We start from the raw sequence: 19,327 nt of genomic DNA on the forward strand, positions 1-19,327 counted from the left end.
AGGGTAAGGGGCGGCGGTGACAGCCCCCGGGCTACGGGGCGGTGACGGTGAGGGCCGCGCGGCGCGGGGAGGCGAAGCCGTCCAGGTCGGCGCGGGTGAGGCCGGTGAGGCGGGCGACCTCCTCGTTGTCGAGGGCGCCGCAGTCCAGGCCGCGCAGCAGGAACCCGCTGAGCGCCTTGGCGGTGGCGGGCTCGTCCATGACGTCGCCGCCGGCCTTGGCCACATAGGCGGCGAGCCGGGCCGCGGCCTGCTCCAGGCCCTCCCGGTAGAAGGCGTAGACGGCCGCGTACCGGGTCGGCAGGTGGCCCGGGTGCATGTCCCAGCCCTGGTAGTAGGCGCGGGCCAGGGCCCGGCGGGTCAGGCCGTAGTGCAGCCGCCAGGCCTCGTGGACGTGGGCGGTGGAGCCGATCGGCAGGACGTTGGTGGAGCCGTCGGAGACCCGTACGCCGGTGCCCGCGGCCGCGACCTGCATCACGGCCTTGGCGTGGTCGGCGGCGGGGTGGTCGCTGGCCTGGTAGGCGGCGGAGACGCCCACGCACGCGCTGTAGTCGAAGGTGCCGTAGTGCAGACCGGTCGCGCGGCCCTCGGCGGCGTCGATCATCCGGGCCACGGCGGCGGTGCCGTCGGCGGCCAGGATCGACTGGCTGGTCTCGATCTGGATCTCGAAGCCGAGCCGCCCGGCGGGCAGGCCGTGGGCCTTCTCGAACGCCTCCAGGAGCCGTACGAAGGCGGAGACCTGCTCGGGGTAGGTGACCTTGGGCAGCGTCAGGACGAGGCCGTCGGGCAGACCGCCGTGCTCCATCAGACCGGTGAGGAAGACGTCGGTGGTGCGGATGCCCCGGTCGCGTACCGCCGCCTCCATGCACTTCATGCGGATGCCCATGTACGGGGCGGCCGTGCCTCCCCCAGCCTCCGGCCGGGAGGTGCCCCCAGCGTACGCCTCGGCGATCAGCCGGGCGGCGCGGGCGGCGGCCGCGTCCTCCTCGGCGTCCGGGCGCGGGCCGTAGCCGTCCTCGAAGTCGACGCGCAGGTCCTCCACCGGCTCGCGCTCCAGCTTGGCGCGCACCCGCTCGTACACGGGCGCGGCCAGTTCGTCGGCGATGCCGAGGACCTTCGCGAAGGAGGCGGCGTCCGGGGCGTGCTCGTCGAGGGCGGCGAGCGCCTGGTCGCCCCAGCCGCGCAGGGTGTCGGCGTCGAAGAGGTCACCGGGTACGTAGACGGTGTGCACGGGCTGGCGGGTGCCGGGGTCTCCCGGGTAGCGGCGGGCGAGCTCCTCGTCCACGGCCACCAGCGAGGCGCTGATCTCCTCGCTGACCGCGCCCGCGAGGCTCGTCGCCACCTTCTCCTGCTGACCCATCCTGCACCCTCCGCACGTTCAGTTTTCCACTGACTGTTTTCCACTGGCCGGAATCATCGATCCGCATAGCAGAATTTAGTTAGGGGCTTCCTTCACGTCAATGGTTGCCCGAAACGGCCGGGGGCCGCGCGGTGAAGATCACCACGCGGCCCCCGGGGCAGTACGAACGAGCAGGTCAGCCCTTGCGTGCCTGGACCTCGTCGGTCAGCTGCGGCACGACGTCGAACAGGTCGCCCACCACGCCGTAGTCGACCAGGTCGAAGATCGGGGCCTCGGCGTCCTTGTTGATCGCCACGATCGTCTTCGAGGTCTGCATACCGGCGCGGTGCTGGATGGCACCGGAGATGCCGGACGCGATGTACAGCTGCGGCGAGACCGACTTGCCGGTCTGGCCGACCTGGTTGGAGTGCGGGTACCAGCCGGCGTCGACGGCGGCGCGGGAGGCGCCGACAGCGGCACCGAGCGAGTCGGCCAGCGCCTCGATGATCGCGAAGTTCTCGGCGCCGTTGACGCCGCGGCCGCCGGAGACCACGATCGCGGCCTCGGTCAGCTCGGGGCGGCCGGTCGACTCGCGCGGGGTGCGGGAGACGACCTTGGTGCCGGTGGCCTGCGCGGAGAAGGTGACGGCCAGGGCCTCGACGGCGCCCGCGGCCGGGGCGGCCTCCACGGCGGCCGAGTTCGGCTTGACCGTGATGACCGGGGTGCCCTTGGAGACGCGGGACTTGGTGGTGAAGGAGGCGGCGAACGCCGACTGCGTGGCCACCGGGCCGTTGTCGCCGGCCTCCAGGTCGACGGCGTCGGTGATGATGCCGGAGCCGATGCGGACCGCGAGGCGGGCCGCGATCTCCTTGCCCTCGGCGGAGGACGGGACGAGCACGGCGGCCGGGGAGACGGCCTCGTACGCGGCCTGGAGCGCGTCCACCTTCGGCACGACGAGGTAGTCGGCGAACTCCGGGGCGTCGGCGGTCAGCACACGGGTGGCACCGTGCTCGGCGAGCGCGGGCGCGGTGGCCTCCGCACCGGCGCCGACGGCGACCGCGACCGGCTCGCCGATGCGGCGGGCCAGCGTCAGCAGCTCCAGGGTCGGCTTGCGGACGGCGCCGTCGACGTGGTCGACGTAGACGAGAACTTCAGCCATGGGACTCAATCTCCTGCGAAGTACGAAGAATCTGGGGGCGGTTGGGCGCTACGAGTCTGTCGACGAGCCCTAGATGAACTTCTGGCTCGCGAGGAACTCGGCCAGCTGCTTGCCGCCCTCGCCCTCGTCCTTGACGATCGTGCCGGCGGTACGGGCCGGACGCTCGGCGGCCGAGTCGACCGCGGTCCAGGCGCCTTCGAGGCCGACCTCGTCGGCGTCGAGGTCCAGGTCGCCCAGGTCCAGCGACTCCACCGGCTTCTTCTTGGCGGCCATGATGCCCTTGAAGGACGGGTAGCGGGCCTCGCCCGACTGGTCCGTCACGGACACGACGGCCGGCAGGGACGCCTCCAGCTGCTCCGAGGCGGTGTCGCCGTCACGGCGGCCCTTGACCACGCCACCGTCGACCGAGACCTCGGAAAGGAGCGTGACCTGCGGAACGTTCAGACGCTCGGCGAGCAGCGCCGGCAGCACGCCCATGGTGCCGTCGGTCGAGGCCATGCCGCAGACGACCAGGTCGTAACCGGTCTTCTCGATGGCCTTGGCGAGCACCAGCGAGGTGCCGACGACATCGGTGCCGTGCAGGTCGTCGTCCTCGACGTGGACGGCCTTGTCGGCACCCATGGACAGCGCCTTGCGCAGCGCGTCCTTGGCGTCCTCGGGGCCGACGGTCAGCACGGTGATCTCCGCGTCGTCCGCCTCGTCGGCGATCTGCAGTGCCTGCTCGACCGCGTACTCGTCGAGTTCCGAAAGGAGGCCGTCGACGTCGTCGCGGTCGACGGTCAGGTCATCGGCGAAGTGCCGGTCGCCGGTGGCGTCGGGCACGTACTTCACACAGACAACGATCCTCAAGCTCACGCCGGCTCTCCTACTGCATCGTCATTTCTGGGCTGCCTTGTTGCACGCAGCATAGGCGCCTGATGGGGCGGTTTCCGGTCGGGGCGACCGACGCTCCGAAGGAAATATTACTCGCCAGTACACCCACTGTGTTCCCCGTAAGCAAGCGCTTTGAACTGTGACGTTGCCAACGCTGAGTAACCGGCGAGTACGGAGACGATTCAGTCACGCAGAGCGTTGAAGCGACCCTGGTGGTAGAGGAGCGGACGGCCCGCCCCGGCGGGCTCGCCGTAGACCGCCTCGCCGACCACGATGCGGTGGTCCCCGGCCGGGATGCGCGCGACCACCCGGCACACCAGCCAGGCCAGCACGCCGTCGAGCACCGGCACGCCCTCGGGTCCCGGTTGCCAGCGGGTGGCACCGCCGAAGCGGTCGGCGCCGCTGCGGGCGAAGGTCGCGGCCAGGTCTTCCTGGTGCTCGCCGAGTATGTGGACGCCTATGTGCTCGGCCTCGGAGACGACCGGCCAGCTGGAGGAGCCGGTGCCGATGCCGAACGAGAGCAACGGGGGCTCGGCGGCGACGGAGTTGAGGGAGGTGGCGGTGAAGCCGACGGGAAGGCCGTCACGCTGCGCGGTGATCACCGCCACACCGGCGGCGTGCTGGCGGAAGACCGCGCGGAACAGCTGGGGGGAGGCAGGGCGTGCGGTGCCGAGCTCGGGCGAAGCCGTCATGGAGTTGTCCTTCTGCGGTGGGTGCGAGGGGGCTGGGAGCTGCTCAGCAGCCCGGACAGCGCGCACTTGCGTTGCGGGCGAGGTCCACATGGACGCGCCCGAAGAGAAGGATTCTGTTCGGCACATCGTCAGATTGACGATTGCCGGTGGCCTCAGTCAAGTGCCTTCTACGATGTGGGAGATCCATCACGGCCCGCTCCACCCCGCTCACAGCGCCCCTCACACCGCCTCCCCCAGCGCGGCGATCACATCGGCCCGGCGCGGCTGACCGGCCGCGCGGCGCACGATCCGGCCGGCGCGGTCCAGGACCAGGACGGTCGGGGTGGCCCGGATGTCCAGGGCGCGCACCAGCGCCAGGTGCTCCTCGGCGTCGATCTCCACGTGCGCCACCCCCGCCACCATCGCGGCAACGTCCGCGAGGGTGCGCCGAGTTGCCCGACAGGGCTGGCAGAACGCGCTGGAGAACTGCACGAGGGTCGCCCGCTCGCCCAGCTCCGCGCCCAACTGGGCTGCTCCCAGCCTCGGCCCGTCCTCGCGCACCGCGCTCCCTCTCGTTCTTCCGGCCATCCCGCCTGTTCAGCACCGAAGGTCGCCCGGAAGATTCCCGCCTGCCCCGACCTGGGCGTACGTGATGAGAATCTCCCCGTCCCAAGGCCCCAGGACTGGCCACCACGGCGCGTATCGGGCACGATCTGCCCAACGCCGAAAACCTACGGCTGCGTAACTTCCACCGGGAGAACCCTCCCCGGGAAACAGAAGGGTCTCCCCCAGATGGCAGAACTCGTCTATCGGCCGGTCGTCGGCGCCGCCCTCACGATGTTCAAGGCGCTCGACCTGAAGATCGACACCCAGGGTTCGGAGAACATCCCCCGCTCCGGCGGCGCGGTGCTCGTCAGCAACCACATCAGCTATCTGGACTTCATCTTCACCGGGCTCGCCGCGCTGCCGCAGAAGCGCCTGGTGCGCTTCATGGCCAAGGAGTCGGTCTTCCGGCACAGGATCTCGGGCCCGCTGATGCGCGGCATGAAGCACATCCCGGTCGACCGCAAGCAGGGCGAGGCGGCGTACGCGCACGCCCTGGACTCGCTGCGCTCGGGAGAGATCGTCGGGGTCTTCCCCGAGGCGACCATCTCGCAGTCGTTCACGCTGAAGAGCTTCAAGTCGGGCGCGGCCCGGCTCGCCCAGGAGGCCGGGGTCCCGCTGATCCCGATGGCGCTGTGGGGCACCCAGCGGGTGTGGACCAAGGGCCGTCCGCGCAACTTCAAGCGCAGCCACATCCCGGTCACCATCCGGGTCGGCGAGCCGGTCGAGGCCCCCGCCGACCAGTACGCGGGAGCGATCACCCGGCGGCTGCGCGAGCGGTGCCAGGAGCTCCTGGAGGCCGCCCAGCGCGCCTATCCCGTACGCCCCAAGGACGCCGCGGACACCTGGTGGATCCCGGCCCACCTCGGCGGCACCGCACCCACGCCCGAAGAGGTGCGCGAGCGCGAAGCCAGCCGCTGAATCGTCACGCCCCGCCGGTGACCGGGGCGTGGACGGTGATCCGCGCCCCGGGGCCCACCTTCTCCAGGAGCTCGGCGAGCTCCGCCGCCGCCCCTTCCAGGTCGCAGTGCGGAGCCATGCCCTCCAGCAGGAAGAGGGCGTTGACGGACTCCTCGGTGAGCCGGGTCCGCACGCCCTGGCGCCAGTTCCAGCGGCGGCAGGTCACGCCCTCGTCGTCGCACCACACCACCTCGCCCGCGTCCGGGTGCTCGACGGCCGCCTCGCCGCCCGCGACGGTGGGGAACGGCTCGTCGCCGGTGGCCCGCACCAGCCGCATCGACCCGACGATGTGGTCGGTGTCCTCGCCGCCGACCGGGATCAGATGGGCCACGCTGATCGCGTTGTAGACGTCGACGAGCCGGTTGATGCGCGGCAGGCCGCCGTCGGCGAGGGCGCGCCTGGCGAGCGCCTCGGCCGAGTTGCGGGTGCGTGAGGGCTTGGCGCCGAACGCGGTGTACGCGTCGCGCCAGGCGGCCATGTGCGGGTCCTCGTGCGGGGCGAGCGCGCCGAGCCGCTCGCGCAGCCGCCGGGCGGCCTCGTCGAGCAGCGCCGAACTCGCCTCGTCGCTGGGGCCGTTGACGAGTCCACGGGCCTCCACGGCGACGTGGGTGAAGCCGGGCGCGAGCGCGCGCACCTCGTCGGTCACGGTGAGCGTGAGCGTCATGGTCGGTCGTGCCTCACAGTTCGGTCGGGAGCGTCCGCCAGAGGTGCGGACGGTCGGGCGCGGCCTTCAGAGCGGCCAGCACCACCGGATGTGGTACATCATAGAGTACTGGATAGTCCACCTCGCTGAACTCCGGACGAGCCTTCCAGGCCAGCCGCTCCTCCCCCAGCGAGAACCGGGCGTCGAGCCCGGGCTTGTTCCCGCGCACATCCTGCCGCACCCACTCCCGCTCATCCGGCAGCTTCAGGGCGACCAGGCCGTGGACGGCGGGGTTCGCGCCGTCGTCGTCCGCGAGCCGCTGGTAGCAGAGGGCGGCCGGAATCCCCTCGGCCCGCAGCAGCGCGGCGTAGGCATGGGACTTGGCGTAGCAGATTCCGGTGCGCCGCTCCAGGACGTCGGAGGCCCGCCAGGTGACGCGGAGGTCGCCCGAGTCCTGGGAGTGCGGGACGGTGTCGCGGACGAACTCATAGGCGACCTTGGCGTATGAGTATGCGTCGGGCGCGTCAGCCGCGAGCTTCGCCGCAATGGCGCGTACGAGCGGATGCTCGTGGTCGACGACCTCGTCCGATACGAGATACGCGGAGAGTTCGGGGTACTGCTGGATGAGTCGCATGGCACGCGAGCGTACGAAAGCGGCCGACCGCAAGTCAATGACTTTACGGCCGGCCGCATAGATATTCAGGGGTGCCTACCGGGACATCTCTTCCTTGAGCGCCGTGAGGAAGCCGTCCACGTCGTCCTCGGTGGTGTCGTACGAGCACATCCAGCGCACGTCGCCGGCCGCCTCGTCCCAGAAGTAGAAGCGGTAGCGCTTCTGCAGCCGCTCGCTCACGTCGTGCGGCAGCCGGGCGAACACCGCGTTCGCCTGGACCGGGTAGAGGATCTCGACCCCGTCCACCGAGCGGACGCCCTCGGCGAGGCGCTGGGCCATCGCGTTGGCGTGGCGCGCGTTGCGCAGCCACAGGTCCTTGGCGAGCAGCGCCTCCAACTGCACCGAGACGAAGCGCATCTTGGAGGCGAGCTGCATCGACATCTTGCGGATGTGCTTCATCCGGCGCACCGCGTCCGGGTTGAGCACCACGACGGCCTCGCCGAAGAGCATGCCGTTCTTGGTGCCGCCGTACGAGATCACGTCGACGCCCGCGGCGTTGGTGAACGCGCGCATCGGCACGTTCAGGGACGCGGCCGCGTTGGCTATCCGGGCGCCGTCGAGGTGCACCTTCATGCCGTGCTGGTGGGCGTGGTCGCAGATCGCGCGGATCTCGTCCGGCGTGTAGACCGTGCCCAGCTCGGTGTTCTGGGCGAGCGAGACGACCTGCGGCATCGCGCGGTGCTCGTCCTCCCAGCCCCAGGCCTGCCGGTCGATGAGCTCGGGGGTGAGCTTGCCGTCCGGGGTGGGCACGGTGAGCAGCTTCAGGCCCGCCATGCGCTCCGGCGCACCGCCCTCGTCCACGTTGATGTGCGCGGACTCGGCGCAGATCACCGAACCCCAACGGTCGGTCAGCGCCTGGAGGGCGACGACGTTGGCGCCCGTCCCGTTGAAGACCGGGAACGCCTCGGCGCTCGCGCCGAAGTGGCTGTGGATGACGCGCTGGAGGTGGTCGGTGTAGTCGTCCTCCCCGTACGCGATCTGGTGGCCGCCGTTGGCGAGGGCGATGGCGGCCAGGACCTCGGGGTGCACGCCCGCGTAGTTGTCGCTGGCGAAGCCGCGCACCTCGGGGTCGTGGTGCCGTCGCGCGTCGGTCTTCACGGCTTGGGGGTCAGCCACAGGCGCTGTCCATTCACTTCCACGGCGGGCCGGTCCCAGACTCCGGCGATGGCCTCGGCCAGCTCCTTGACGTCGGTGAAGCCCGCGAACTTCGCATTCGGGCGCTCGGCGCGCATCGCGTCGTGCACCAGTGCCTTGATCACCAGGATGGCAGCAGCGGCGCTCGGCCCCTCCTCGCCCCCCGCCTTGCGGAAGGCGTCGGCGAGCGACAGGGTCCACGCCTCGGCCGCGGCCTTGCCCGCGTTGTACGCGGCGTTGTTCGCGGTGGGCTTGTGCGCCCCGGACTGGCTCACCAGCACGTACCGGCCGCGGTCGCTGCGCAGCAGCCCGTCGTGGAAGGCCAGCGAGGTGTGCTGCACGGTCTTGATGAGCAGCTTCTCGAGCAGCTCCCAGTCGGCGAGGTCGGTCTCCGGGAAGGAGGCGCTGCCGCGCCAGCCGCCCACGAGGTGGACCAGACCGTCGATCCGGCCGAACTCCTTCTCGGTCCTGGCCGCCCACTCGCGGGTGGCGTCCAGGTCGAGCAGGTCGACCGTGTCGCCCACGACGGTCGCCCCGCCGTGTGCGTAGCGCGCCGCGTCGACGGCCTCGGCCAGCCGTGCCGCGTCCGCGTCGGACGCCACCACGGTGGCACCCGCCTCGGCGAGCCTGAGCAGGGCGGCGCGGCCCGCGGGGCCCGCCGCCCCGGCCACCGCGACCACGGCGCCGCTCAGCGGCCCGTTGCCATTCCCGTTGCCGTTCATGATCGTCTCCTCCGTACGAGCGCTCACGCGGCAGCTCGCTCGGCGTTCGCCGCGGTGATCCCCTTGGTGGAGGCAATCACGTCCTTCAGCTTCTTGGCGAGCGCCTCATAGAACATGCTCAGGGGAAACTCGTCCGCGAGCACGTCGTCGACCAGTTTGCGCGGCGGCAGCGAGAGGTCCAGGGCGTCCGGGCCCTTGGCCCAGCGGGAGCCCGGGTGCGGCGCGAGGTAGGTGGAGACCAGGTCGTACGCGGCGAACCAGTGCACCAGCTTCGGGCGGTCGATGCCGTCCCGGTAGAGCTTCTCGATCTCGGCGCAGAGCTCGTTGGTGACCCGGGGGGCCTGCTCCCAGTCGATGTGCAGCTTGTTGTCGGTCCAGCGCACCACGTCGTGCTTGTGCAGGTACGCGAAGAGCAGCTGGCCGCCGAGGCCGTCGTAGTTGCGGTTGCGGTCGCCGGAGACCGGGAAGCGGAACATCCGGTCGAAGAGCACCGCGTACTGCACGTCGCGGCCGTGCCGGTTGCCCTCGGCCTCCAGCTTCACGGCCTCCTTGAAGGCGGTGAGGTCGCAGCGCAGCTCCTCCAGGCCGTACATCCAGAACGGCTGGCGCTGCTTGATCATGAACGGGTCGAACGGCAGGTCGCCGTGGCTGTGGGTGCGGTCGTGGACCATGTCCCAGAGCACGAAGGCCTCTTCGCAGCGCTTCTGGTCGTGGACCATCGCGGCGATGTCCTCGGGCAGCTCCAGGCCCAGGATGTCGACGGCCGCCTCGGTGACGCGGCGGAAGCGGGCGGCCTCGCGGTCGCAGAAGATGCCGCCCCAGGTGAACCGCTCGGGCGCCTCACGCACGGCGATGGTCTCCGGGAAGAGGACGGCCGAGTTGGTGTCGTACCCGGCGGTGAAGTCCTCGAAGGCGATGCCGCAGAAGAGCGGGTTGTCGTAGCGGGTGGCCTCGAGCTCGGCCAGCCAGTCGGGCCACACCATGCGCAGCACGACCGCTTCGAAGTTGCGGTCCAGGTTGCCGTTCTGCGTGTACATGGGGAAGAGGACGAGGCGCTGCAGCCCGTCGGCGCGGTCCGCGGCCGGGTGGAAGGCGAGCAGCGAGTCCAGGAAGTCCGGCACGTCGAAGGCGCTGTCGGCCCACTTGCGCAGGTCGGCGACGAGCGCGCGGTGGTACGCGGCGTCGTGCGGCACCAGCGGGGAGAGCTCCTCGACCGCGCCGGCCATCCGCTCGACGACGGCCTCGACGGCGGCGCGGGCCGGTGCGCCCTCGGCGTCGAAGTCGATGGAGCCGTCCTTGGACTGCCAGGGCCGGATCTCCTCGACGGAACTCTTGAGCACGGTCCAGGCAGGGTGCTCGACCACGGCCGGGTCGGCGATCCCGCCACCGGCAGCCACGTCCTGCACAAGAATTTCCGTCATGTCACTTCCTCCACAGGAGAACCTCGCGTTAAGACACCGTATCCGTGTTCGGTTCACCGGCTCAAGGGGGATACCGGGAAATTATCCTGTGCGCCGTCACACAGACCGCTGTTTTTTCTGTGACGCTCCGCCGGGGCGCTCGGTTCTGCCACGGCGCGGACGTAGTGCTCCCCCGCGTCAAGGGCCCGGGGACTCGCCCACCTCCGGGTGACCCGCCAGACCCCCGTACGCCCCGTGGCGAACGGGCGGACGCCTCCACTGCCCCGCGCGAGCCGGGGTCCGACGCGCGCCCCGGCCGTTAGGCTGCGGCACTGCCGCGTGCGCACGGGACTGCGCAGCGCGCGAACCGCCGTCGACGGAAGCGAGGCCTGTCTTGACGTTCCTCACCATCGGTCATCGCGGGGTCATGGGTGTCGAGCCGGAGAACACCCTGCGTTCCTTCGTCCGGGCCGAACGCTCGGGCATGGACGTCATCGAACTGGATCTGCACCTCAGCAAGGACGGCACGCTCGTCGTGCTGCACGACGCCGAGGTGGACCGCACCACGGACGGAAAGGGCCCGGTGGCCGACAAGACGGTCGCCGAGCTGCGGGAGCTCGACGCGGGTCAGGGCGAGCGCATCCCGCTCTTCGAGGAGGTCCTGGACGCGGTCGCCTCACCGCTCCAGGCCGAGATCAAGGACGTCAGGGCCGCCGACGAGCTCGCACGCGTCATCCACGCGCGCGACGCCGTCGGCCGGGTCACGGTCTCCTCGTTCCACGAGGAGGCGCTCGCGCGGATCTCCTCGCTGGTGCCGGGGGTGCGGACGGTCCTGGTCGCGAGCCACTGGGACAGCGGCATCGCGGACCGGGCCACGGCGGTGGGCGCGCACGCGCTCTCGCTCGACATCCGCCGCCTCACGCTGGAGGACGTCGAACGGGCCCACGCCCTGTCCGTGCAGGTCATCGGCTGGGTGGTGAACACCCAGGACCATCTGCGGCTGGTGCGCGCGCTGGGCCTGGACGGTGCGACGACCGACTACCCGGAGATCCGCCGCACCGGCCGCTTCACCGCGTGAACCCCTTGGCGCCCGCTGGTTTCGTTTAGACCAGTTCCTTCACCAGCAGCTCGAAGGCCAGGTCCTCGCGCTGCGGGATGCCGAAGCGCTCGTCGCCGTACGGGAAGGGCGTCAGCTCTCCCGTACGGCGGTAGCCGCGCCGCTCGTACCAGGCGATCAGCTCGTCCCGCACCGAGATCACCGTCATGTGCATCTCGGTGACGCCCCAGTCCTCGCGCGCGGTGCGCTCGGCCTCGGCGATGATCTCCTTGCCGAGGCCGCCGCCCTGGAGGCCGGGGCGGACCGCGAACATCCCGAAGTAGGCGGCGTCGCCGCGGTGTTCGAGCTGGCAGCAGGCGACGATGGCGCCGTCCCGCTCGACCGTGAGCAGTCGGCTGCCGGGCGTGGTGATCACCTTGCGCACCCCGTCCGGGTCGGTGCGCTGCCCTTCGAGGATGTCCGCCTCGGTGGTCCAGCCGGTCCGGCTGGAGTCCCCGCGGTACGCCGACTCGATGAGCGGCACCAGCTCCTCGACATCGGCCTCGGTGGCGTCCCGGTAGCTCAGCTCTCCGGCGCGGGTGGTGTCCATGGCGAACGTTCTCCCAACTGCATCATGACGTGGCGGGCGCACCCCGAGCGTAACCCCGCCCCTAAGCTGCTCCGGCATGGTGCATGTACTGAGCAGCAGGACTCTTCTGCGCCCCACCGACCCCGACCGCTCGCGTGCCTTCTACGGCGGGCAGTTGGGGCTCGCCGTCTACCGCGAGTTCGGCACCGGGCCGGAGCGCGGCACGGTCTACTTCCTCGGCGGCGGCTTCCTTGAGGTGTCCGGCCGCGCCGAGGCGCCTCCCTCGCCCGGTATGCGGCTGTGGCTCCAGGTCGCGGACGCGGCGCAGGCGTACGAGGAGCTGACCGGGCGCGGGGTGGAGATCCTGCGGCCCCCGGTGCGCGAGCCGTGGGGGCTGATCGAGATGTGGCTCCAGGACCCGGACGGCGTGCCGATCGTCGTGGTCGAGGTGCCCGCCGACCATCCGCTGCGCTTCCGCGCGTGACGTGGGCCGCTGGGACCGGCGGTACGCGAGCTCCCTGCGCGCCCCCTTGTGTGCCCTTGCGCCCGCGTGCGCCACGGCCCGTACGGGAATCGACCCCTCGGCAGGGCGACATGTCGAGCGGGGAGGTGTGCCATGCACGGAACCGCGCTGTCCGGCTGGCTGCTGGTGGCGGTGTGCGCGGCCACCGGCGCGTACTGCGTCATGCGGCTGCGCAGCGACTGCGCACGGGCGCGCAGTTCGGCCGGGGGCGAGGCGCTGATGGGCTTCGGCATGGCCGCGATGGCCGTCCCGGCGGCGATCGCCAGCCCGCCGTCCTGGATCTTCGCCGGGTACGCGGGGGTCTTCGGTGCCGCGGCCCTGCGCGCGGGCTGGCTCGCGCGCGCCCACGGCAACGGCGGCGGCCACCATCTGCACCATGTGATCGGCTCGCTCGCGATGGTCTACATGGCGCTGTCGATGAGCACCCCGGGCGGGCACGCGCACGGGGACCACACGGGGCCGGCCAGCGGGATCCCGCTGGTCACCGGCGCGCTGCTGGTCTACTACGTGGGCTATGTGCTCACGACGGGCGTACGGCTGCTGCCCGTGGCCGGACCGGTCGGCGACGGCGGTGCGCGCGGCTGGGGCGCCCGGCCCGAACTGACGCTGGCGTGCCGGTTGTCGATGGGGATCGCCATGCTGGCGATGCTGCTCGCCCTCTGACGTCCGCCCGGCGTTCGCCCGGGACCCGTCCGCGGTTCTCCGGGCGTCCACCCCGCGACGCCCGGCGCAGGCCGTGATCAAAACGTGGCGTGCGTCACTTGGTGCGCAAGGTCGTACCTATGGGGACGGCCCCGCTCATAGGCTGAAGCCATGATGGTCTCCCTCGCGCTGCTGGCGCTCGGCGTCGTGTCCGCCGTGGTGGCCCCGCGGCTGTTCGCGCGCGCCCACTGGGCCGAGCGCGAGCCGGTGGTGGCGCTGTGGGTCTGGCAGTGCGTGGTGGGGGCGGTGCTGCTGTGCTTCGCCCTGGCGATGGTCTTCAGCGCGGCGGCGGCCTGGCAGACGGTACGGGGGCAGGTGTTCGCGACGGCTCCGCGCGCGGTGGTCGACGCGTACGCGCTGGGCCCGTACGGCCCGTGGTCGGCGGCGCTCGCGGTCCTGCTGTTCTGCGGCGGCGCCTGGACGGCCGCGATGCTCACCCGGGAGGTCCGCGACGGGCGGGCGCGGCGCCGGGCCCGGCGTTCGGAGCTGCTGGTGCGCGCGCCGCTGCTGCCCGGCGAGGAGCCGGGCGGGGCGCCGCTGGTGGTCCTGGAGGCCCAGCGCCCGGACGCCTGGTGGCTGCCAGGGCCCAGCCCCCAACTGGTCATCACCACCGCGGCACTTCGCCGCCTGAAGGGCCGTCAGCTCGATGCGGTGCTCGCCCATGAACAGGGCCACGCGCGCGCCCGTCACCACTGGCTGCAGAACTGCTCGGCCGCGCTGGCCAACGGGTTCCCGAAGATCCCGGTGTTCGCGGCCTTCCGGGACGAGATGCACCGGCTGGTGGAACTTGCCGCGGACGACGTCGCCTCGCGGCGGTACGGACGGCTGACGATCGCGCTCGCCCTGGTCGAACTCAACGAGGACCGGGGCCTGTTCGGCCCCTGCCCGACCCCGCACGGCGAGGTCCCGCAGCGGGTGGAGCGGCTGCTCGCCGCCTCGCCCCGGCTCACCGCGGGCCACCGGCTCCGGCTGACGGCGGCGGCCGCCCTGGTCCCGGTGGTGCCGCTGCTCGTGGCCTTCGTCCCGGGCCTGCGCGCCCTGGGCTGAGGCCCCGTACCCGAGCCCGTCGGCACCTCAGCGAGGATCGAGCCCATGCCCACCGCACCCGCGCCGACCCGCGCCCCCGCCCTCGCCACCGGTCCGGCCCGCGCGGGCGCGGCCCTGGCGGCCCTCTCCGGCCTCCTGCTGGCCCTCGTGGCGGCCGAATGGGGCCCGCTGATGTCTCTGGACCACAAGGTCGCCGACGGGCTCCACAAGCGGGCCGTGGCCGAGCGGGGGTTCACCCACGTCAACCGGGTGCTCACCGACTGGGTCTGGGACACCTGGACGATGCGCGCCCTGCTGGCCGTGGTGGTCGTCGCCCTCTTCGTACGCGGCGGACGGCGCCTCGCGCTGTGGGCGGCGGCGACGAGCGCGCTGGGCACCTTCGTCCAGCAGAGCCTGAAGGCGGTGCTCGGACGGGAGCGGCCCAGTTGGCCGGATCCCGTCGATTCCGCGTCGTACTCGGCCTTCCCGTCGGGCCACGCGCTCACCGTGACGGTGACATTCGGACTCCTGCTGTGGCTGGCCGCCGCCCGTGGCGCGCGTCCGGCGGTGCGGCGGGCGGTGGCCACCGTCGGCGCGGTCTCGGTGCTGGGAGTGGGCTTCACCCGGGTCTATCTCGGCGTCCACTGGCTCTCGGACGTGGTCGGCGGCTGGCTGATCGGCGCGGCCCTGGTGGCGCTGTCGGCGGCGGCGTACGGAAGATGGGGCGCGAACCGGCCGCGGCCTGCCGACGGGGCTTGATCCGGCCGGGGCGCGCGGGGAAGGATCGCGGCCATGGCGATCAAGGGTGTGCTGTTCGACTTCTCCGGGACGCTGTTCCGCGTCGAGTCCACACGGGACTGGCTGCGCGCCGTCCTCGACGAGCGGGGCATCGCGCTCCCAGAGGAACAATTCACCCGGTACGCCGAGGAGTTGACCGTGGCGGGAGCGCTGCCCGGCGGCGCGGACCCGGCGCACATCCCGCCGCACCTGGCGGAGCTGTGGGCGACCCGCGACCGCAGCGCCGAGCTCCACCGGGCCGCGTACACAGGGCTCGCGAAGCGGGTGACACTGCCGGATCCGCAGTTGTACACCGCACTCTACGAACGGCACATGACACCCGCCGCCTGGCACCCCTATCCCGACGCGCGGGCGGTCCTGACCGGGCTGCGCGAGCGCCACGCGCGCGTGGCGGTGGTGAGCAACATCGGCTGGGACCTGCGCCCGGTCCTGCGCGCCCACGGCCTGGACGGCCTGGTGGACGCGTACGTCCTGTCGTACGAGCACGGGGTGCAGAAGCCGGACGTACGGCTGTTCCGGGCGGCCTGCGAGGCGATCGGGCGGGAGCCGGGCGAGGTGCTGATGGTCGGCGACGACCGCCGGGCGGACGGCGGCGCCGCGGCACTCGGCTGCGCCGTCCACTTCGTGGACCATCTGCCGGTCGAGGAGCGCCCGGCCGGACTGGGCCCCGTCCTGGATCTCGTCGACCGGGGCCCGGAGCAGGGCAAAGAAGGGCCGCCCCTCCTGGGTGATCCCCCGCGTCACCCAGAAAGGGCAGCAAATCCGCAGGCCAGAACCCCCGGGAGGGGTTCCCGCATACGGTGACCTGAGTATATTGGCTCAGAGCCAGTCAACGCAGGAGTTACAGCATGTCCCCGCGCAGCGCATCGGTCAATGAAGAGTTGCGCCGACGTTCCCGTGAACGGCTGCTCCAGGCGACAGTCGAGCTGGTGGCGGAGCGCGGCTACGAGGCGACGACCCTCGGCGACATCGCCGACCGGGCCGGTTCGGCGCGCGGCCTGGTCTCGTACTACTTCCCCGGCAAGCGCCAGCTGCTCCAGTCCGCCGTCCACCGGGTCATGCACCTGACCCTGGAGGCGGGCCTGGAGCAGGAGCCGCGTACCGACGACGGCCGGGAGCGGCTGGCCCGGGCCATCGACGCCATACTGGGCCTCACCAAGGTCCACCCCGTGCTGATGCGCGCCCACATGGCCGGGATCCTCCAGGCCGAGGGGTTCGTGCAGTGCCCCGAGCAGCAGCGCCTCTCCTGGCTGCTCAGGGACACCATGGAGCGGTACGGCTCGACGGACGTGGACGCCGACTACCCGATGCTGCGGGCGCTCCTGATGGGCGCGGTCTTCGCGGCGCTGCTGCCCGGCGCGCCCATGGAGGTGCCCCGGCTGCGGGCCGAGCTGTTCCAGCGGTTCGGGCTCGACTGGGAGCTCGGCAACCCGCCGCCGCAGGGGAAACCCCTCGCCGTCCCCTGACGCCGCGCGCACCCCGGTGCGATGCTGGAGTCCCTGGTGGGATCCTCCTGCGGGAAGGGAGCACCCTTCGTGCTGCGCATCGCTGTCGTAGGTTCCGGGCCGAGCGGGGTCTACACCGCCCAGTCCCTGGTCGCCCAGAGCGAGGTGCCGGGGCTGCGGATCGACGTCCTGGACCGGCTGCCCTGCCCGTACGGCCTGGTGCGCTACGGGGTGGCGCCCGACCACGAGAAGATCAAGTCGCTCCAGAACAACCTGCGCACCGTCCTGGAGGACGAGCGGATCAACTTCCTCGGCCACGTCGAGATCGGGCCCGGGGGCGTGTCTCCGGAGCGGCTGCTGCGGCTCTACCACGCGGTGGTGTACTGCGTGGGCGCGTCCGCCGACCGCCGGCTCGGCATTCCCGGCGAGGACCTGCCGGGCAGCTGCTCGGCCACCGACTTCGTCTCCTGGTACAGCGCCCACCCCGACGCGGGAGCGGGCGGCTTCTCCCTCGAATGGCTCACCGCCCGCTCGGCCGTCGTCATCGGCGCGGGCAACGTGGCGGTCGACGTGGCCCGCATCCTGTCGCGCGGCGCCGACGAGCTGCGCCCCACCGACGTGCCGCACGCGGCGCTCGGGGCGCTTGCGGCGAGCCGGGTGCGCGAGGTGCACATGGTGGCCCGGCGCGGGCCCTCGCAGGCGAAGTTCACCACCAAGGAGCTGCGCGAGCTGGGCTCGCTGCCGGGCGCCGAGGCCGTGGTGGACGCCGCCGAACTGGCCCTGGACCCGGCCTGTTCGGACCCCTCCGGGCTGCCGGCGGCCGTGCGCCGCAACGTCGAGGTGCTGCGCGGCTGGGCGGCGCCGGACCGCGAGCCGCGCGCATTGGAGCGCACGCTGCGGCTGCGGTTCTTCCTGCGTCCGGTGGAGATCCTGGAGCGCGACGGCCGGGTGGGCGGCGTCCGGTTCGAGCACACCGCCCCGGACGGGTCCGGCGGCGTGCGCGGCACCGGCACGTACGAGGAGATCGAGGCGCAGCTGGTGCTGCGGGCGGTCGGCTATCTGGGCGTGCCGCTCCCGGGCCTGCCGTTCGACCCGGCGACGGGGACGGTCCCGCACGCGGCCGGACGCGTCCTGCGCGACGGCGTGCCGTCGCCCGGCGAGTACGTGGCGGGGTGGATCAAGCGCGGCCCGACGGGCGTCATCGGCACCAACCGCCCGTGCGCCAAGGAGACGGTGACCTCACTCCTCCAGGACGCGGACGCCCTCGCACGGCGGCCCGTGGAGGGCGAACCGGTGGACGCCATGCGGGAGTCGGGGCTGCGGCCCGTCCGGTGGCGGGGCTGGCTGGACATCGAGGCGGCGGAGGCGGAGCTGGGGCGCTCGCTGGGCCGGGGCCCGGTGAAGATCGCCGACTGGGACGGGCTGCTGACGGCCGCGCTGGGTGCGCGCGAGGACTGAGCGCGACTCAGCCGCCGACCCGCGCCCCTTGCAGGGCCGCCGCCTCCAGGATCCGGTCCAGCAGCCCCGGGAAGAGCTCCTCCAGGTCCGTGCGGCGCAGGCCGTTCATCTTGGCGGTGCCCCGGTAGGTCTGCTGGATGACGCCGGCCTCGCGCAGTACGCGGAAGTGGTGCGTGGTCGTGGACTTGGTGACCGGCAGATCGAAGTACGAGCAGGAGAGCTCGCCCTCGGTGCCCGCCAGATCGCGCACCACCCGCAGCCGGATCGGGTCGGAGAGCGCGTGCAGCACCGACTCCAGGCGGATCTCGTCGCGCGCCGGGTGGTCGAGTTCGCGCTTGCTCGTTGCTGTGGACACCCCCTCATTGTACGAGAGTCATCGTAGTTTGACATCTCCCGTACTACGATGCGTATCGTACGAAGCGGATCCGGCGCCGCCCCGTGGCGCCGCGGCCGTCCTGAAACGGAGTCTGCCGTGTCTGCTGCGAGTGCCCTGTTCGAGCCCTGGACCCTGCGGTCGCTGACCATTCCGAACCGGATCTGGATGGCGCCGATGTGCCAGTACAGCGCGGAGGCGTTCGGGCCGAACGCGGGCGTGGCGCACGACTGGCACTTCGCCCACTACGCGGCCCGCGCGGCCGGCGGCACGGGTCTGATCCTCGTCGAGGCGACCGCGGTGGCCCCCGAGGGCCGGATCTCCCCGGCCGACCTCGGCATCTGGAACGACACCCAGGTCGAGGCGTTCCGCCGGATCGTCCGCTTCCTGGAGGAGCGGGGCACGGTGCCCGGCATCCAGATAGCCCACGCCGGACGGAAGGCCTCGACCGACCGCCCCTGGCGCGGCGGCGCGCCGATCGCCCCGGACGCGGAAGAGGGCTGGCAGCCGGTCGGGCCGAGCCCGCTGCCGTTCAGCGAGCGGCACACCGTACCGACCGAGCTGACGGTCGAGCAGATCAAGGAGATCGTCGGGCAGTTCGCCGACGCGGCGCGGCGCGCGCGGGACGCCGGGTTCAAGGTCGTGGAGCTCCACGGCGCCCACGGCTATCTGATCGGCGAGTTCCTCTCCCCGCACTCCAACAAGCGCACCGACGCCTACGGCGGCTCGTTCGAGAACCGCACGCGGTTCGCGCTCGAAGTCACCGACGCCGTACGGGCGGTGTGGCCCGAGGAGCTGCCGCTGTTCTTCCGGATCTCGGCCACCGACTGGCTGGACGAGGGCGGCTGGACGGTCGACGACACCGTGCGCTTCGCCGGGCTGCTCAAGGAGCACGGCGTGGACGTCCTCGACGCGTCGAGCGGCGGCAACGCCTCGGGGATCCGCATTCCGACGGGCCCCGGCTACCAGGTTCCCTTCGCGGCCCGGGTCAAGAAGGAGAGCCCGCTGCCCGTCGCCGCCGTCGGTCTGATCACCGACCCCGCGCAGGCCGAGAAGATCCTGGCCAACGGCGAGGCGGACGCGGTCCTGCTCGGCCGGGAGCTGCTGCGCAACCCGTCCTGGGCCCTTCAGGCGGCCCGTGAGCTGGGCGGCGAGGTGCGGGTGCCGGACCCGTACGGCTGGGCGATCTGAGCCCGGCTCCGG

The 19,327-nt window shown here is 72.1% G+C and carries 21 protein-coding genes and 1 pseudogene; 10 read left to right on the forward strand and 12 right to left on the reverse strand.

Annotated elements, in window-relative coordinates; translation table 11 throughout:
* Positions 1-31: 31 nt before the first annotated feature.
* From IE252_RS22595 to IE252_RS22615, 5 genes are all read right to left on the reverse strand, one after another.
* Entirely contained in the window at positions 32-1,357 is a 1,326-nt protein-coding gene (locus IE252_RS22595; RefSeq protein ID WP_190091267.1) for a DUF6986 family protein, read from the reverse strand.
* 175 nt (positions 1,358-1,532) lie between these two features.
* Complete coding sequence (locus IE252_RS22600) at positions 1,533-2,495, reverse strand: electron transfer flavoprotein subunit alpha/FixB family protein (RefSeq protein WP_190091268.1); 963 nt, start codon at positions 2,493-2,495, stop codon at positions 1,533-1,535.
* A gap of 69 nt (positions 2,496-2,564) precedes the next feature.
* Positions 2,565-3,350 carry an electron transfer flavoprotein subunit beta/FixA family protein gene (locus IE252_RS22605; RefSeq protein ID WP_067154787.1) on the reverse strand — a complete coding sequence of 262 codons (786 nt, stop codon included), beginning with the start codon at positions 3,348-3,350 and terminating at the stop codon, positions 2,565-2,567.
* A gap of 200 nt (positions 3,351-3,550) precedes the next feature.
* A complete protein-coding gene (locus IE252_RS22610) occupies positions 3,551-4,060 on the reverse strand; it encodes a flavin reductase family protein (protein WP_190091269.1) in 510 nt (169 codons plus the stop codon).
* 219 nt (positions 4,061-4,279) lie between these two features.
* On the reverse strand, positions 4,280-4,627 hold the full coding sequence (locus IE252_RS22615; RefSeq protein ID WP_190091270.1) for a TlpA family protein disulfide reductase: 348 nt from the start codon (positions 4,625-4,627) through the stop codon (positions 4,280-4,282).
* Positions 4,628-4,831: 204 nt separating this feature from the next.
* On the opposite strand from IE252_RS22615, the gene IE252_RS22620 reads away from it, so the two are divergent.
* On the forward strand, positions 4,832-5,563 hold the full coding sequence (locus IE252_RS22620) for a lysophospholipid acyltransferase family protein (RefSeq protein WP_190091271.1): 732 nt from the start codon (positions 4,832-4,834) through the stop codon (positions 5,561-5,563).
* A 4-nt stretch (positions 5,564-5,567) separates the two neighbouring features.
* On the opposite strand, the gene IE252_RS22625 is transcribed toward IE252_RS22620, so the two are convergent.
* The 5 genes from IE252_RS22625 to IE252_RS22645 form a co-directional block, all read right to left on the reverse strand.
* On the reverse strand, positions 5,568-6,266 hold the full coding sequence (locus IE252_RS22625; RefSeq protein WP_190091272.1) for a B3/B4 domain-containing protein: 699 nt from the start codon (positions 6,264-6,266) through the stop codon (positions 5,568-5,570).
* Positions 6,267-6,279: 13 nt separating this feature from the next.
* Entirely contained in the window at positions 6,280-6,879 is a 600-nt protein-coding gene (locus tag IE252_RS22630; protein WP_190091273.1) for a transglutaminase-like domain-containing protein, read from the reverse strand.
* 75 nt (positions 6,880-6,954) lie between these two features.
* Complete coding sequence (locus tag IE252_RS22635; protein WP_190091423.1) at positions 6,955-8,016, reverse strand: threonine aldolase family protein; 1,062 nt, start codon at positions 8,014-8,016, stop codon at positions 6,955-6,957.
* The gene (locus IE252_RS22640) at positions 8,013-8,774 is read right to left on the reverse strand and encodes an SDR family NAD(P)-dependent oxidoreductase (protein ID WP_190091422.1); all 762 of its coding nucleotides are present in this window, start codon (positions 8,772-8,774) and stop codon (positions 8,013-8,015) included. Before IE252_RS22640 ends, IE252_RS22635 begins: the two co-directional genes overlap by 4 nt.
* A gap of 23 nt (positions 8,775-8,797) precedes the next feature.
* On the reverse strand, positions 8,798-10,195 hold the full coding sequence (locus IE252_RS22645; protein WP_190091274.1) for a DUF6421 family protein: 1,398 nt from the start codon (positions 10,193-10,195) through the stop codon (positions 8,798-8,800).
* A 373-nt stretch (positions 10,196-10,568) separates the two neighbouring features.
* On the opposite strand from IE252_RS22645, the gene IE252_RS22650 reads away from it, so the two are divergent.
* Positions 10,569-11,252, forward strand: a complete 684-nt coding sequence (locus IE252_RS22650) for a glycerophosphodiester phosphodiesterase (RefSeq protein WP_190091275.1) — start codon at positions 10,569-10,571, stop codon at positions 11,250-11,252.
* Positions 11,253-11,277: 25 nt separating this feature from the next.
* On the opposite strand, the gene IE252_RS22655 is transcribed toward IE252_RS22650, so the two are convergent.
* A complete protein-coding gene (locus IE252_RS22655; protein ID WP_101387001.1) occupies positions 11,278-11,820 on the reverse strand; it encodes a GNAT family N-acetyltransferase in 543 nt (180 codons plus the stop codon).
* 76 nt (positions 11,821-11,896) lie between these two features.
* On the opposite strand from IE252_RS22655, the gene IE252_RS22660 reads away from it, so the two are divergent.
* The 7 genes and pseudogenes from IE252_RS22660 (at position 11,897) to IE252_RS22690 (ending at position 17,751) form a co-directional block, all read left to right on the forward strand.
* Entirely contained in the window at positions 11,897-12,283 is a 387-nt protein-coding gene (locus IE252_RS22660; RefSeq protein WP_190091276.1) for a VOC family protein, read from the forward strand.
* A 132-nt stretch (positions 12,284-12,415) separates the two neighbouring features.
* On the forward strand, positions 12,416-12,985 hold the full coding sequence (locus IE252_RS22665; protein ID WP_190091277.1) for a DUF5134 domain-containing protein: 570 nt from the start codon (positions 12,416-12,418) through the stop codon (positions 12,983-12,985).
* 150 nt (positions 12,986-13,135) lie between these two features.
* On the forward strand, positions 13,136-14,071 hold the full coding sequence (locus IE252_RS22670) for a M56 family metallopeptidase (protein ID WP_190091278.1): 936 nt from the start codon (positions 13,136-13,138) through the stop codon (positions 14,069-14,071).
* 45 nt (positions 14,072-14,116) lie between these two features.
* Positions 14,117-14,809 (forward strand): phosphatase PAP2 family protein, encoded by a 693-nt coding sequence (locus IE252_RS22675; protein ID WP_190091279.1) that lies wholly within the window; start codon positions 14,117-14,119, stop codon positions 14,807-14,809.
* 33 nt (positions 14,810-14,842) lie between these two features.
* Positions 14,843-15,532 (forward strand): annotated as a pseudogene (locus IE252_RS22680) (HAD family hydrolase); the annotation flags it as partial.
* A 164-nt stretch (positions 15,533-15,696) separates the two neighbouring features.
* Positions 15,697-16,314 carry a TetR/AcrR family transcriptional regulator gene (locus tag IE252_RS22685; protein ID WP_190091281.1) on the forward strand — a complete coding sequence of 206 codons (618 nt, stop codon included), beginning with the start codon at positions 15,697-15,699 and terminating at the stop codon, positions 16,312-16,314.
* Between the two features lie 69 nt (positions 16,315-16,383).
* On the forward strand, positions 16,384-17,751 hold the full coding sequence (locus tag IE252_RS22690; protein ID WP_190091282.1) for an FAD-dependent oxidoreductase: 1,368 nt from the start codon (positions 16,384-16,386) through the stop codon (positions 17,749-17,751).
* Between the two features lie 7 nt (positions 17,752-17,758).
* Here the strand turns inward: IE252_RS22690 and IE252_RS22695 are convergent, their stop codons facing one another.
* The gene (locus IE252_RS22695; protein ID WP_190091283.1) at positions 17,759-18,106 is read right to left on the reverse strand and encodes an ArsR/SmtB family transcription factor; all 348 of its coding nucleotides are present in this window, start codon (positions 18,104-18,106) and stop codon (positions 17,759-17,761) included.
* A 117-nt stretch (positions 18,107-18,223) separates the two neighbouring features.
* Here IE252_RS22695 and IE252_RS22700 point away from each other — a divergent pair, with 117 nt between their 5' ends.
* Positions 18,224-19,315, forward strand: a complete 1,092-nt coding sequence (locus tag IE252_RS22700) for an NADH:flavin oxidoreductase/NADH oxidase (RefSeq protein ID WP_268248421.1) — start codon at positions 18,224-18,226, stop codon at positions 19,313-19,315.
* Positions 19,316-19,327 lie beyond the last annotated feature (12 nt).

It is taken from the genome of Streptomyces melanogenes, from assembly GCF_014649795.1.
GTDB classification, from domain to species: domain Bacteria; phylum Actinomycetota; class Actinomycetes; order Streptomycetales; family Streptomycetaceae; genus Streptomyces; species Streptomyces noboritoensis.